Source organism: Streptomyces sp. MK7, assembly GCF_032658145.1.
GTDB classification, from domain to species: Bacteria; Actinomycetota; Actinomycetes; order Streptomycetales; family Streptomycetaceae; genus Streptomyces; species Streptomyces spiralis.
Window position 1 is genome coordinate 98820 of record NZ_JAVACL010000009.1, and the last position, 13444, is coordinate 112263.

The window sequence follows — 13444 nt, forward strand, 5'->3', positions numbered from 1 at the left end:
GCCACCGTGTTCAACATCTTCGAGGAACTCTTCGCGCCCGGCCGTAAGCACACCCGGGACGAACAGAAACGGCTGGAACTGACCCGGGAGGACGTCGGGGACAACGATCCGGGGCGGGGACCCATCGATCTCGCCTCGGGGAAGGTCGTCGTACGGCCGCCCAGGACGGCCCGCGGCGAGGCCGAGCCCGACGACGAGTGAGTTCGGGGGGTAGGGCGTGTTTCGAAAGACCCTCCCCCGGCCTTCGGCCGGGAGGTGACCCCAGGCCCGCGACGCCTGGCACGGCACCTCGCCGCGTTGTCGGGGTCGTCCACGTACGCCCAGTACGCGGACGACCCTCCGCCTTGCGATGCTCCCCCACTGCCTCAACGGCGTGGGAGGTGCCCCCAGCACCAGACGCCGCGGGCCCCGCCCTTCGGGCGGACGACGCTGCTTTCGAAACACGCCCTACTTCACCTCCACCTCCAGGATCCTGTCGTCGCCCTTCTTCGGGTTGCCGCGGCCGTCCGTGTTGCTGGTGACCAGCCAGAGCTTGTCGCCCCCGGCCGCGGCCACCGTGCGCAGCCGGCCGTAGGTGTCCGTCAGGAACGCCTGGGGCGGCGCCGAGGCCTGTGTGCCCTTCAGAGGGATGCGCCACAGGCGCCGGCCCCTGAGCCCGGCCATCCAGATGGAGCCCTCGGCGTAGGCGACGCCGCTGGGGGAGGCCTGGTCCGTGTGCCACTGGGCGATCGGGTTGTGGTACTTCGGGTCGCTCGACCTGCCCTCCGCGTCCGGCCAGCCGTAGTTGTCGCCGGGCTTGATCGCGTTCAGCTCGTCCCAGGTGTCCTGGCCGAACTCGGAGGCGAACAGGCGCTGTTTGCCGTCCCAGGCCAGGCCCTGCACATTGCGGTGGCCGTAGGTGTAGACGGGGGAGCCGGGGAAGGGGTTGCCCGGCGCCGGCCGGCCCTCCGGGGTCAGCCGCAGGATCTTGCCGCCCAGGGACTTCTTGTCCTGGGCCAGGCCCCGCTCGCCGCTCTCGCCCGTGCCCGCGTAGAGCATGCCGTCGGGTCCGAAGGCGATCCGGCCGCCGTTGTGGATGACTCCCTTGGGGATGCCCTTGAAGATCGTGTCGGGTGCGCCGAGCTGTTCTCCGGCCGGCTTCTTCGGGTCGTACAGCATCCGGACGATGCGGTTGTCCGACGCCGAGGTGAAGTAGGCGTAGATCATGTGGTCCGAGGCGTAGCCGGGGGAGAGCGCGATCCCGAGGAGGCCGCCCTCGCCCTCCGGCGCCACCCCGGAGACCGTGCCCAGTTCGGTCTGCTTGCCCGTCCTGTCGTCGACCCGGGTGATCGTGGCCTTGTCGCGGGAGGAGACGAGGAGACCGCCGCCGGGCAGCGGCGCCAGCCCCCAGGGGCTGTCCAGGCCCTCCGTGACCGTGCGCAGCACCTTGACCGAGCCCTTGGCCGGTGGCGCGGTCTCCCCGGGTGCCTGCCCTGCGGGCGAGGACTGGGCGGCCGTCGTACGGCTGGGCGTCGCACCCTGCCCGGACGGCGTCCCTCCCGAGCCGCATCCCGCCGCCAACAGCAGCGTGGCGGCCAGCACACCCGTCACAGCTCGTCGTTGCACGATGAAGTCCCTTCGACGCGGCGGGTCCTACTTCTCATACACCGCCCGCGCCTCCAAGGTTCCCGACTCCGGGATTCCGACGCTCCCCGGGAGCGCCGTACGGGTCCCCACGAGGATCCCGGACCGGCCCGGTCTCTCAGGGGTCCTTGCACTATGCCCGCCCGGGTCGCGCGGCCTGGCACCGCACCTCGCCGCGTTGCCGAAACGCCCAGGTAGCTCCGCTACCAGGACGCTCCGGCGCCTTGCGATGCTCCCCCACTGCCCGAACGGCGTGGGAGGTACCCCCAGCGCCAGACCACGCGACCTGATCGGACGCTCATAGTGCAAGGACCCCTCAGTCCCACGACCCCTGTGCCGCCGGAAGACGCCCCAGCTCCGCCAGGTCCTCCGGCGTCAGGCGCAGGCCCGCCGCGCCGGCGTTCTCCACGACCCAGCGCTCGCGTTTGGCGCCCGGGACCGGGACCACGTGCGGCCCCTGGGCCAGCACCCAGGCCAGAGCGACCTGGCCCGCAGTGACGTCCTCGCCGTGCCGTGCGGCCACACGCCGCAGGCCGGCCACGATCGGCTGGTTGGCGGCCATCATCTCGGCGGTGAAGCGCGGGTGGCGGGCCCGCAGGTCGTCCGGCTCGAAGCCCTGGCCGGGCGTGAGCGTGCCGGTCAGGAAGCCGTTGCCGAGCGGCATCGCGGCCAGGAAGCCGATGCCGCGCGCCGCGCACCACGGGAGCAGGGACCGAAGCGCCTCCGGCGACCACACCGACAGCTCGGCCTGCACCGCGCCGACCGGGAACACCTGCTGCACCCGCTCCAGCTGCCGGATCGTTCCGTCGTACAGGCGCGCCCCGGACCGGCGTCCGCCGCGCGCCCCCACGGCGCACAGGCCCAGCGCCCGCACCTTCCCGGCCCGCACCAGCTCCGCCATCGCCCCCCAGGTCTCCTCGACGGGGACCTCCGGGTCCGCGCGGTGCAACTGGTACAGGTCGATCACGTCCGTCTGCAGCCGCCGCAGCGACGCGTCGCAGGCACGCCGCACATAGCCGGGGCGGCCGTTGGCCACGATGTGCTGCTCGCCGACCAGCAGACCCGCCTTCGTCGAGACGAAGGCGTCGGACCGTCGCTCCTTCAACACCCGCCCCACCAGCAACTCGTTGGTGAACGGGCCGTACATGTCGGCCGTGTCCAGGAGCGTCGCGCCCATGTCCAGTGCCCGGTGCACGGCCCTGAGCGACTCCTCCCCCCGCTGCCGCGAGGCGCTGTAGGCCCAGCTCATCGGCATGCATCCGAGTCCTACGGCCCCCACCGCGAGTGCCGCCGCGCCGATCGTCCTGCGCTCCACCTCGCCGTAACCCTCCCTCTGCTGCGGCTCACCAACCTAACGTCTGCCTCCTCACGCACCTGGCATAGCCTCCTGAGCATGACTGCTGACGTGTGGCTGCCCATCCCGCCCGACGAGATCGACGGGCTTCCCGAGGGGCTGAACTACCTGTTCTGGGACGGAGGCGACGACGGCGGCCAGGAGTTCCCCGCGGACCCGGCCGACTGCGTCTTCTACGTCGTGCCGTACATGAAGCCCGCCGGGCTCGGCACGCGGCCGATGCCCCGCATGCGCGCCGTGCGGGTCGTACAGACGCTGTCCGCCGGCACCGACCACGTGGAGGCCGGCCTGAAGGACCTCCCGGCGGGGGTACGGCTGTGCAACGCGCGCGGCGTGCACGAGGCGAGCACGGCCGAGCTCACCCTGGCGCTCGTCCTCGCCTCCCTGCGGGGCATCCCCGACTTCGTACGGGCCCAGGACCGGGGCGAGTGGCAGGGGGGTTTCCGCCCCGCGCTCGCCGACAAGACCGTCCTCATCGTCGGTTACGGATCCATCGGCGCCGCCATCGAGGACCGGCTCGCGCCCTTCGAGCTCGCGCGGGTGGCGCGCGTGGCGCGCTCCGGGCGCACCACAGCGCGCGGTCCGGTGCATCCGCTCACCGATCTGCCCTCTCTGCTTCCGGAAGCCGATGTCGTCGTCCTCTCCACGCCCTTGACAGAGGCCACCCGCGGCCTGGTGAACGCCGATTTCCTGGCCCGGATGAAGGACGGTGCCCTGCTCGTGAACGTCGCCCGCGGGGCCGTCGTCGACACGAAGGCCCTGCTGGCGGAGGTGGAGAGCGGCCGTCTCACCGCGGCTCTCGACGTCACCGACCCCGAGCCGCTGCCCCACGGCCACCCCTTGTGGCACGCGCCCGGTGTGCTGATCAGCCCGCACGTGGGCGGCCCGACATCGGCGTTCCTGCCGCGCGCGAAGCGGCTGCTGACGGGCCAGTTGCACCGCTTCGTGAACCAGGAGCCGCTCGCGAACGTGATTCTGACGACGGGTGCGTCGGGCGTGTGACACCGGGCGTATGACCCCTCCGGGTACGGACCGCGACCCTTCGGGTGCGGAGCGTACTCGCATACGCGCCGTTCGTCACGGAGCGTAGAGGAGCTATGTCCCTGAGTGACCGGTCTGGTGTATCGTCCGGGACAGGGGCTGCGCCGCGAACCGTTCGGCGCCGGGGACGGACATTTCAGACTGCGAGGGGGGCGACGGGCGATGCACGGCCTATGGACGAACGATCCGACGCGGCGGGGCCGCCACCAAAGGCCCTGGCACACGGCCGCGCGCAGACGCGGCCACCACGGCGGCCACCACACCCATCACAGCCATCTCAGCAGTCGTTCCAGCCGGCACTGCCCGCACAGTCACCACCAGCACCGCAGGCCGGGCGGACGCCGCAGGCACGCCCACACGGCGCACCTGGAGCCCCGGGACCCGGCGGCGCGGACCGGGAGGGACCGGTGAGCCCGCCCCCGCCCGCCCTGCCCACGCTGGGCGGAGCCCTGCGGCCCCAGTCCGCGCCGAGCGCGCTGCGGGCCCGCCCGCCGGCCGCCGCCGGCACCGCCCGGAGACTGGTGCCCCAGCTCCTCCTGGCGCTGTTGTGCGCGGGGTACGCCATCGGCTCCGCCTGCGACTGGGGCTCGCACGAGCTCGCGCTGATCATGGGTGACTTCGGGCTGGCCGCCGCGGCCGGCACCGCCGCCGTCTCCTGCGTCGCGTACGGCCGCGGGCGTCGCGTCCGCTTCCGCTCCGCGTGGCTGCTGTTCGGCCTCTCCTCGGCGATGGCGGCCCTGGGCAACGGGGTCTGGGGGTGGTACGAGGTCGTCCTCGGCGAGCCCATGCCCAGCCCCAGCTACGCCGACCTGTTCTTCCTCTGCTTCGCGCCCCCCGCGATCGTCGGCCTGCTGGTGCTCGCCAAGCGGCCGGTGAACAAGGCCGGCTGGGTGTGCCTGGCGCTGGACGCCTGGCTGATCGGAGGCTCGCTGCTCACGCTGTCCTGGAGTCTCGCACTGGCCCAGGCCGCGAAGTTCGACGGGCCGAGCGTCGCGCACACCGCACTCTCGCTGGCGTATCCGCTGCTGGACATCGCTCTGGTCAGCATGGTGCTCGCGCTGCACTTCCGGCGCTCGCCGGTCAACCGCACCGCCGTGAACACCGCGATCGGCGGACTCGCCCTGACCGTGCTGAGCGACGCCCTGTTCACCTCGCCGCTGCTGCACAACAGCTACCGCTCGGGGCAGCTGCTCGACGCGGGCTGGTTCGCCGGCTCGCTGCTCCTCGCATACGCCCCCTGGGTCGCGCCCCGGGGTCCCTCGGCAGCCGCCGAACAGCACGAGACGGACCACCGGCCGGGAACCGCCCGGCGCAAGTCCCCGGAGTCCTTGGGACACACCGCCGACGGGCACGAGGCCCACGCGCACGAGCCCCACGGGCGCGAGGCCGCCGGGCAGCGGACCGAGGACCTCACGGGCCACGCGCGCGTGGCCGACGGACAGGCCCCCGGGGCCGACACCGGTCCCGCTTCCGCCGCGGACGGACACACCCCCGCCGCCGACGGACACGCCCCGGCGGCCGACGCCCAGGCCGTCCCAGCCGACAGGCACGCGCGCGCGGCGGACGACGGGACGCCCGGACGGCGCCCGGCCCCGCGCGCCCGCTACCGCCGGGCGCCCGCGCCGGCCGGCGACGGCCTCCGGTATCCGGCCGCCCGGCCGATCACCGGCTCCCTCGCCGCCCTCACCCCGTACCTCGCCGCCGCCGTCTGCACGCTGGGGATCCTCTACAACGTGCTCAACGGCCACAGCGTCGACCGCGTGGTGCTGATCACCGCCGGTGCCGTCGTGCTCGCCCTCGTCGTGCGCCAGGGCATCATGCTGCTCGACAACATCACCCTCACCCAGGAACTGGCCCAGAAGGAGAACCACTTCCGCTCCCTGGTGCAGGGCTCCAGCGACGTCATCATGATCGCCGCACCCAACGGCGTCCTGAGGTACGTCTCCCCGGCCGCCGCCGGGGTGTACGGGCGGCCCGCGGAGGAACTGGTGGGCACCGAACTGGCCGGCCTCATCCACCCGGAGGACCTGGGCTGCGTCGTGCACGAGGTGCGCCGCTTCCTCGTCGCCGGCCCGCAGGAGGAACCCACCACGCGCATCGAGTGCCGTTTCCGCTCCGGCGACGGCGGCTGGCTGAACGTCGAGTCGACGATCAACCGCCACCACGGCGGCCTGATCTTCAACAGCCGGGACGTCACCGAGAGGGTCCGCCTCCAGGCGCAGCTGCAGCACAACGCCGAGCACGACCCGCTCACCGACCTGCCCAACCGCGCGCTGTTCACCAAGCGCGTGCAGCAGGCCCTGTCCGGCCGCCGCTCCACCGACCGCGGCACCGCCGTGCTCTTCATCGACCTGGACGGCTTCAAGGCCGTCAACGACACGATCGGGCACCAGGCCGGGGACGAGCTGCTCGTCCAGGCCGCCCGCAGGCTCCAGGAGGCGGTCCGGCACGGGGACACCGCCTCCCGGCTGGGCGGCGACGAGTTCGCGGCCCTCATCGTCGGGGACGGCACCCGCGACCGCACCGCCCGCGAAGGGCACATCCTGGAGCTCGCCGACCGCCTCAGGGTGACCCTGTCGCAGCCGTACCTCATCGACGGCAACGATGTCCGTGTCGCCGCCTCCATCGGGGTGGCCTTCGCGGAGCCGGGACTGGGCGCGGGGGAGTTGCTGCGCAACGCCGACCTGGCCATGTACCGGGCCAAGGCGGCCGGAAAGGGCCGCGTCGAGCTGTACAGGCCGCAGATGCAGCAGGACGTCGTCCGCAAGGCGGAGCTGGCCGGCCGGCTCAGGTCCGCCCTGCACGACGGCGAGTTCACGCTGCTGCACCAGCCGGTGGTCTGCCTGGAGACCGGCCGGATCACGTCGGTCGTGGCGCAGGCGCGCTGGCGCTCCTCCCAGGGGGTGCTCTTCACGCCCGCCGAGTTCCTGCGGGTCGCCGAGGACGGCGACAAGACGGCCGAACTGGGCCGCTGGATGCTGGAGGAGGCCGTGGAGCAGGCCGCCGAGCGCGCCCGGAGCGGTCTGGCCGTGTCCGTGGTGGTCCGGGTGGGCGCCCGCCGACTGGTGGACCGCTCGCTGCCGCCCGGCACCGTGGAGGCCCTGCTGACCCGGCACGGGCTGCCCTCAGGGGCCCTGGTGATCGAGCTGTCGGACACCGACCCGCGGGTCTCCCTGGACGAGCTGGAGCGGCGGCTGGCCGGCCTCAGACGGCTCGGTGTCCGGATCGCGCTGGACGGCTTCGGCAGCGGCCACGGGGCCATCACGGCCCTCAGAAGACTCCCCGTGGACGTGCTGAAGCTCGACCGCGGCCTGGTCGAGGGCGTCGTCGAGTCCGCCCGGCTGCACAAGATCACCGGCGGCCTGCTGCGCATCGCCGGAGACCTCGGGCTCCAGTCGCTGGCCGAGGGCGTGGACCTGCCCGAGCAGGTCGCCGTCCTGCGCGCGATGGGGTGCACTCAGGGACAGGGCATGGCGTTCTCCGGCCCGCTGGACGAGTACCGGTTGCGCCGGGCGCTCGCCTCCGGCCGCTACCCGGTGCCGCACGGCCCGGCCGAACCGGCCTTCGCCGGCGGCGTGCGCGGTGAGCGCGCCGTGGAAAGGGGCACCGGCATGTACACCGGCGGGATGACCGCCGTCCTCGGGGGCGGGACAACCCTTCGACCACATGATGAGACTCCCGTCCCACCCACTTGACACCGAGTGCGTGCTAGGGGGAGGGTCAGTGCCATGCGCACCCGAATTCTCGTACTTGGACAGCGCGTCGGCTGAGCTGGGAACCACCGGAGAGATGACCCGGAATCCCCAGCGACCCTCACCGGCGCGCTCCCCTCGCTTGCCTCACGGCACGAGGGGTTTTTTGTTGCACGGGCACCTGCCGCACAGCAGCCCTGAACCGTGCGAACCTGGCGAAAGCCGACACCCGAACCCTCGCAGAACCTCAGCATCGAGAAGAGAATGCCGATGACCGAGCAGGCCTCCGGGGCCCACCATCCGCAGCCGCGGCCCCGTTCCTCAGGACAGCAGTCCGCGCCCGTCGAGCACGTCACGGGTGCGCAGTCCCTCATCCGCTCTCTCGAGGAGGTCGGCGCCGACACCGTATTCGGCATTCCCGGCGGTGCGATCCTTCCCGCCTACGACCCGCTGATGGACTCGACGAGGGTGCGCCACGTCCTGGTCCGGCACGAGCAGGGCGCCGGCCACGCGGCCACCGGCTACGCGCAGGCCACCGGCAAGGTCGGCGTCTGCATGGCCACCTCGGGCCCCGGCGCCACCAACCTGGTCACGCCGATCGCCGACGCCCACATGGACTCCGTCCCGCTGGTCGCCATCACCGGCCAGGTGGCGTCCTCCTCGATCGGCACGGACGCCTTCCAGGAGGCGGACATCGTCGGCATCACCATGCCGATCACCAAGCACAACTTCCTGGTCACCAAGGCCGAGGACATCCCCCGGGTGATCGCCGAGGCGTTCCACATCGCTTCCACCGGCCGTCCCGGCCCGGTCCTCGTGGACATCGCCAAGGACGCCCTCCAGGCGAAGACCATCTTCTCCTGGCCGCCCGTCATGGACCTGCCCGGCTACCGGCCCGTCACCAAGCCGCACGCCAAGCAGATCCGCGAGGCCGCCAAGCTCATCACCGCCGCCAGGCGCCCCGTCCTCTACGTCGGCGGCGGCGTCCTGAAGGCCAAGGCCACCGCCGAGCTGAAGGTGCTGGCCGAACTCACCGGAGCGCCCGTCACCACCACCCTGATGGGGCTCGGCGCGTTCCCCGACAGCCACCCGCTGCACGTGGGAATGCCGGGCATGCACGGTGCGGTCACCGCCGTCACCGCGCTGCAGAAGGCCGACCTGATCGTCGCCCTCGGAGCCCGCTTCGACGACCGCGTCACCGGCAAGCTGGACAGCTTCGCCCCGTACGCCAAGATCGTCCACGCCGACATCGACCCCGCCGAGATCGGCAAGAACCGCGCCGCCGACGTGCCGATCGTCGGCGACGCCCGCGAGGTCATCGCCGACCTGATCCAGGCCGTCCAGAAGGAGCACAGCGAGGGCCACAAGGGCGACTACAGCGCCTGGTGGAAGGACCTCGGCCGCTGGCGCGACACCTACCCGCTCGGCTACGACCAGCCCGAGGACGGCTCGCTGTCCCCGCAGGCGGTCATCGAGCGCATCGGACAGCTCGCCCCCGAGGGCACGATCTTCGCGGCGGGCGTCGGCCAGCACCAGATGTGGGCCGCGCACTTCATCCAGTACGACAAGCCCGCCACCTGGCTGAACTCCGGCGGCGCCGGAACCATGGGCTACGCCGTGCCGGCCGCCATGGGCGCCAAGGCCGGACAGCCCGGGCAGACCGTCTGGGCGATCGACGGCGACGGCTGCTTCCAGATGACCAACCAGGAGCTCACCACCTGCGCCCTGAACAACATCCCGATCAAGGTCGCCGTCATCAACAACGGCGCCCTCGGAATGGTCCGCCAGTGGCAGACCCTGTTCTACAACCAGCGGTACTCCAACACGGTCCTGCACTCCGGACCGGAGGACGTCAACCCCGAGGCCAGGGGCACCCGGGTCCCCGACTTCGTGAAGCTGTCGGAGGCCATGGGCTGCTACGCGATCCGCTGCGAGCGGCCCGAGGACCTGGACAAGGTCATCGAGGAGGCCAACTCCGTCAACGACCGCCCGGTCGTCGTCGACTTCATCGTCCACGAGGACGCGATGGTCTGGCCGATGGTCGCCGCCGGCACCTCCAACGACGAGATCATGGCCGCCCGTGACGTCCGCCCCGACTTCGGCGACAACGAGGACGACTGAGAGCCACCGAGGACTTCAGGAAGGTACGACCGTCATGTCCACCAAGCACACGCTCTCGGTCCTGGTCGAGAACACCCCCGGCATCCTCGCCCGGATCGCCGCCCTGTTCTCCCGCCGCGGCTTCAACATCGACTCGCTCGCGGTCGGCGTCACCGAACACCCGGACATCTCCCGCATCACCATCGTGGTGAGCGTCGAGGACCTGCCGCTGGAACAGGTGACCAAGCAGCTCAACAAGCTCGTCAACGTGCTCAAGATCGTCGAGCTGGAGCCGTCCCAGGCGGTGCAGCGCGAACTCGTCCTGGTGAAGGTGCGCGCCGACAACGAGACGCGCTCCCAGATCGTCGAGATCGTCCAGCTGTTCCGCGCCAAGACCGTCGACGTCTCCCCGGACGCGGTGACCGTCGAGGCCACCGGGTCCAGCGACAAGCTGTCGGCCATGCTGAAGATGCTGGAGCCGTTCGGCATCAAGGAGCTGGTCCAGTCCGGCACGATCGCGATCGGCCGCGGCGCCCGCTCGATCACGGACCGGTCGCTGCGCGCCCTCGACCGGTCGGCTTAGCGGCGTATTCGGGCGGTCGGGGGACACCGGCCGCCCGTATACCGAGACCCCGGAACTTCCCGTCCCCTCACCGGCATACGGTGGGACGCACAACCTGCATACCAAGGAGAGAACCCAAAGTGGCCGAGCTGTTCTACGACGCTGACGCCGACCTGTCCATCATCCAGGGCCGCAAGGTCGCGGTCATCGGCTATGGCAGCCAGGGCCACGCCCACGCCCTGTCGCTGCGCGACTCCGGTGTCGACGTCCGGGTCGGTCTGCACGAGGGCTCGAAGTCCAAGGCCAAGGCCGAGGAGCAGGGCCTGCGCGTGGTCACCCCGGCGGAGGCCGCCGCCGAGGCCGACGTCATCATGATCCTGGTCCCGGACCCGATCCAGGCCCAGGTCTACGAGGAGTCCATCGCCCCGAACCTGAAGGACGGCGACGCGCTGTTCTTCGGCCACGGCCTGAACATCCGCTACGGCTTCATCAAGCCCCCGGCCGGCGTGGACGTCTGCATGGTCGCGCCGAAGGGCCCGGGCCACCTGGTGCGCCGTCAGTACGAGGAGGGCCGCGGCGTTCCGTGCATCGTGGCCGTCGAGCAGGACGCCTCCGGGGGCGCCTTCGCGCTGGCCCTGTCCTACGCCAAGGGCATCGGCGGCACCCGCGCCGGCGTCATCAAGACCACCTTCACCGAGGAGACCGAGACCGACCTGTTCGGTGAGCAGGCCGTGCTGTGCGGTGGCACCGCCGCCCTGGTGAAGGCCGGCTTCGAGACCCTGGTCGAGGCGGGCTACCAGCCGGAGATCGCCTACTTCGAGTGCCTGCACGAGCTGAAGCTGATCGTCGACCTCATGTACGAGGGCGGCCTGGAGAAGATGCGCTGGTCGATCTCCGAGACCGCCGAGTGGGGCGACTACGTCACCGGCCCGCGCATCATCACCGACGCCACCAAGGCCGAGATGAAGAAGGTCCTGGCGGAGATCCAGGACGGCTCGTTCGCCCGGAACTGGATGGACGAGTACCACGGCGGCCTGAAGAAGTACAACGAGTACAAGAAGCAGGACTCCGAGCACCTGCTGGAGACCACCGGCAAGGAGCTGCGCAAGCTCATGAGCTGGGTGAACGAGGAGGCGTAAGCCTCGTGGCGGAGGGGTCGGAGCGGACGCTCCGGCCCCTTTTGCCGAACCCGGAGTAACGTCGTGAGTCACTGGTGGACTCGCGGCGTTGTCCACCCCGTCCAGCCACGGACGGGTGATCCTTCCGCAGCGGCGTAATGCGACGCACGCGGCGCCACTACACTGCTGCACAACAACGCGTCAGGCCCACAGCGTCGTGCGTCTTCCACGCGGCTAGCACCCCTCCTCCGCCTGCGGCCGTCGGGACGGCCGTCCGCATGCATTGGACTTGTGAGGACTCACGTGAGCTCGAAACCTGTCGTACTCATCGCTGAAGAGCTGTCGCCCGCCACCGTCGACGCGCTCGGCCCGGACTTCGAGATCCGGCACTGCAACGGCGCCGACCGGGCCGAACTGCTCCCCGCCATCGCCGACGTGGACGCGATCCTGATCCGCTCGGCCACCAAGGTCGACGCGGAGGCGATCGCCGCGGCGAACAAGCTCAAGGTCGTCGCCCGCGCCGGCGTCGGCCTGGACAACGTCGACGTCTCCGCCGCCACGAAGGCCGGCGTGATGGTCGTCAACGCCCCGACCTCCAACATCGTGACCGCCGCCGAGCTGGCCTGCGGCCTCATCCTCGCCACCGCCCGCAACATCCCGCAGGCCAACGCCGCGCTGAAGAACGGCGAGTGGAAGCGCAGCAAGTACACGGGTGTGGAGCTGGCCGAGAAGACCCTCGGTGTCGTCGGCCTCGGCCGCATCGGTGCCCTGGTCGCCCAGCGCATGTCCGCCTTCGGCATGAAGGTCGTCGCCTACGACCCCTACGTGCAGCCGGCGCGGGCCGCGCAGATGGGCGTCAAGGTGCTGACCCTGGACGAGTTGCTGGAGGTCTCCGACTTCATCACCGTCCACCTCCCGAAGACCCCCGAGACCCTCGGCCTGATCGGCGACGAGGCGCTGCGCAAGGTCAAGCCGAGCGTGCGCATCGTCAACGCCGCGCGCGGCGGGATCGTCGACGAGGAGGCGCTGTACTCGGCGCTCAAGGAGGGCCGGGTCGCGGGCGCGGGCCTGGACGTGTACGCCAAGGAGCCGTGCACGGACTCCCCGCTGTTCGAGTTCGACCAGGTGGTCTGCACCCCGCACCTGGGTGCCTCCACCGACGAGGCCCAGGAGAAGGCGGGCATCGCGGTCGCCAAGTCCGTGCGCCTCGCGCTGGCCGGTGAGCTCGTGCCGGACGCGGTGAACGTCCAGGGCGGTGTCATCGCCGAGGACGTCAAGCCGGGCCTGCCGCTCGCCGAGCACCTCGGCCGCATCTTCACCGCCCTCGCGGGCGAGGTCGCGGTCCGCCTCGACGTCGAGGTCTACGGCGAGATCACCCAGCACGACGTGAAGGTGCTGGAGCTCTCCGCGCTCAAGGGCGTCTTCGAGGACGTCGTCGACGAGACGGTCTCCTATGTCAACGCGCCGCTGTTCGCACAGGAGCGCGGTGTCGAAGTCCGCCTGACCACCAGCTCGGAGTCGGCCGACCACCGCAACGTCGTCACCGTGCGCGGCACCCTCGCCGACGGCGAGGAGGTCTCGGTCTCCGGCACGCTGGCCGGCCCGAAGCACGTGCAGAAGATCGTCGCGGTCGGCGACTACGACGTGGACCTGGCGCTCGCCGACCACATGGTCGTCCTGCGCTACGAGGACCGCCCCGGTGTCGTCGGCACGGTCGGCCGCGTCATCGGCGAGGCCGGCATCAACATCGCCGGCATGCAGGTCGCCCGCTCGACGGCGGGCGGCGAGGCGCTGGCGGTGCTCACCGTGGACGACACGGTGCCGTCCAACGTTCTCGCGGAGGTCGCCGCTGAGATCGGGGCGACGTCGGCCCGTTCGGTGAACCTCGTCTAGGTTGCCGTACACGGAACGCCGGGCGGGCTACGTGATGTAGCCCGCCCGGCGTTCCGCGTGC

The 13444-nt window shown here is 71.4% G+C and carries 9 protein-coding genes; 7 read left to right on the forward strand and 2 right to left on the reverse strand.

Features of this window, described 5'->3' with window-relative positions:
* Positions 1 to 6: 6 nt before the first annotated feature.
* Positions 7 to 201, forward strand: coding sequence for a DUF6191 domain-containing protein (locus R2S09_RS13615; protein WP_316741195.1), 195 nt, complete (start codon positions 7 to 9; stop codon positions 199 to 201).
* Positions 202 to 447: 246 nt separating this feature from the next.
* On the opposite strand, the gene R2S09_RS13620 is transcribed toward R2S09_RS13615, so the two are convergent.
* A complete protein-coding gene (locus R2S09_RS13620) occupies positions 448 to 1605 on the reverse strand; it encodes a sorbosone dehydrogenase family protein (RefSeq protein ID WP_306188214.1) in 1158 nt (385 codons plus the stop codon).
* Positions 1606 to 1939: 334 nt separating this feature from the next.
* Complete coding sequence (locus tag R2S09_RS13625) at positions 1940 to 2938, reverse strand: aldo/keto reductase (protein ID WP_316741197.1); 999 nt, start codon at positions 2936 to 2938, stop codon at positions 1940 to 1942.
* Positions 2939 to 3016: 78 nt separating this feature from the next.
* Here R2S09_RS13625 and R2S09_RS13630 point away from each other — a divergent pair, with 78 nt between their 5' ends.
* The 6 genes from R2S09_RS13630 (at position 3017) to serA (ending at position 13383) form a co-directional block, all read left to right on the forward strand.
* Positions 3017 to 3979 (forward strand): 2-hydroxyacid dehydrogenase, encoded by a 963-nt coding sequence (locus R2S09_RS13630; RefSeq protein ID WP_306188218.1) that lies wholly within the window; start codon positions 3017 to 3019, stop codon positions 3977 to 3979.
* A 446-nt stretch (positions 3980 to 4425) separates the two neighbouring features.
* Positions 4426 to 7713, forward strand: a complete 3288-nt coding sequence (locus tag R2S09_RS13635; RefSeq protein WP_316741198.1) for an EAL domain-containing protein — start codon at positions 4426 to 4428, stop codon at positions 7711 to 7713.
* Between the two features lie 267 nt (positions 7714 to 7980).
* Entirely contained in the window at positions 7981 to 9831 is a 1851-nt protein-coding gene (locus R2S09_RS13640; RefSeq protein ID WP_306188221.1) for an acetolactate synthase large subunit, read from the forward strand.
* 34 nt (positions 9832 to 9865) lie between these two features.
* On the forward strand, positions 9866 to 10393 hold the full coding sequence (ilvN, locus tag R2S09_RS13645; RefSeq protein ID WP_030179423.1) for an acetolactate synthase small subunit: 528 nt from the start codon (positions 9866 to 9868) through the stop codon (positions 10391 to 10393).
* A 119-nt stretch (positions 10394 to 10512) separates the two neighbouring features.
* Positions 10513 to 11511 (forward strand): ketol-acid reductoisomerase, encoded by a 999-nt coding sequence (ilvC, locus tag R2S09_RS13650; RefSeq protein ID WP_306188224.1) that lies wholly within the window; start codon positions 10513 to 10515, stop codon positions 11509 to 11511.
* Between the two features lie 282 nt (positions 11512 to 11793).
* Positions 11794 to 13383: a phosphoglycerate dehydrogenase gene (serA, locus tag R2S09_RS13655; RefSeq protein ID WP_306188226.1), complete on the forward strand. Its 1590-nt coding sequence runs from the start codon at positions 11794 to 11796 to the stop codon at positions 13381 to 13383.
* Positions 13384 to 13444: the final 61 nt, after the last annotated feature.

Bases quoted from the DNA above. Each gene is read 5' to 3' on its own strand.
- ilvN (WP_030179423.1), top strand. From the start codon at position 9,866: ATGTCCACCAAGCACACGCTCTCGGTCCTGGTCGAGAACACCCCCGGC.
- R2S09_RS13630 (WP_306188218.1), top strand. From the start codon at position 3,017: ATGACTGCTGACGTGTGGCTGCCCATCCCGCCCGACGAGATCGACGGG.
- R2S09_RS13640 (WP_306188221.1), top strand. From the start codon at position 7,981: ATGACCGAGCAGGCCTCCGGGGCCCACCATCCGCAGCCGCGGCCCCGT.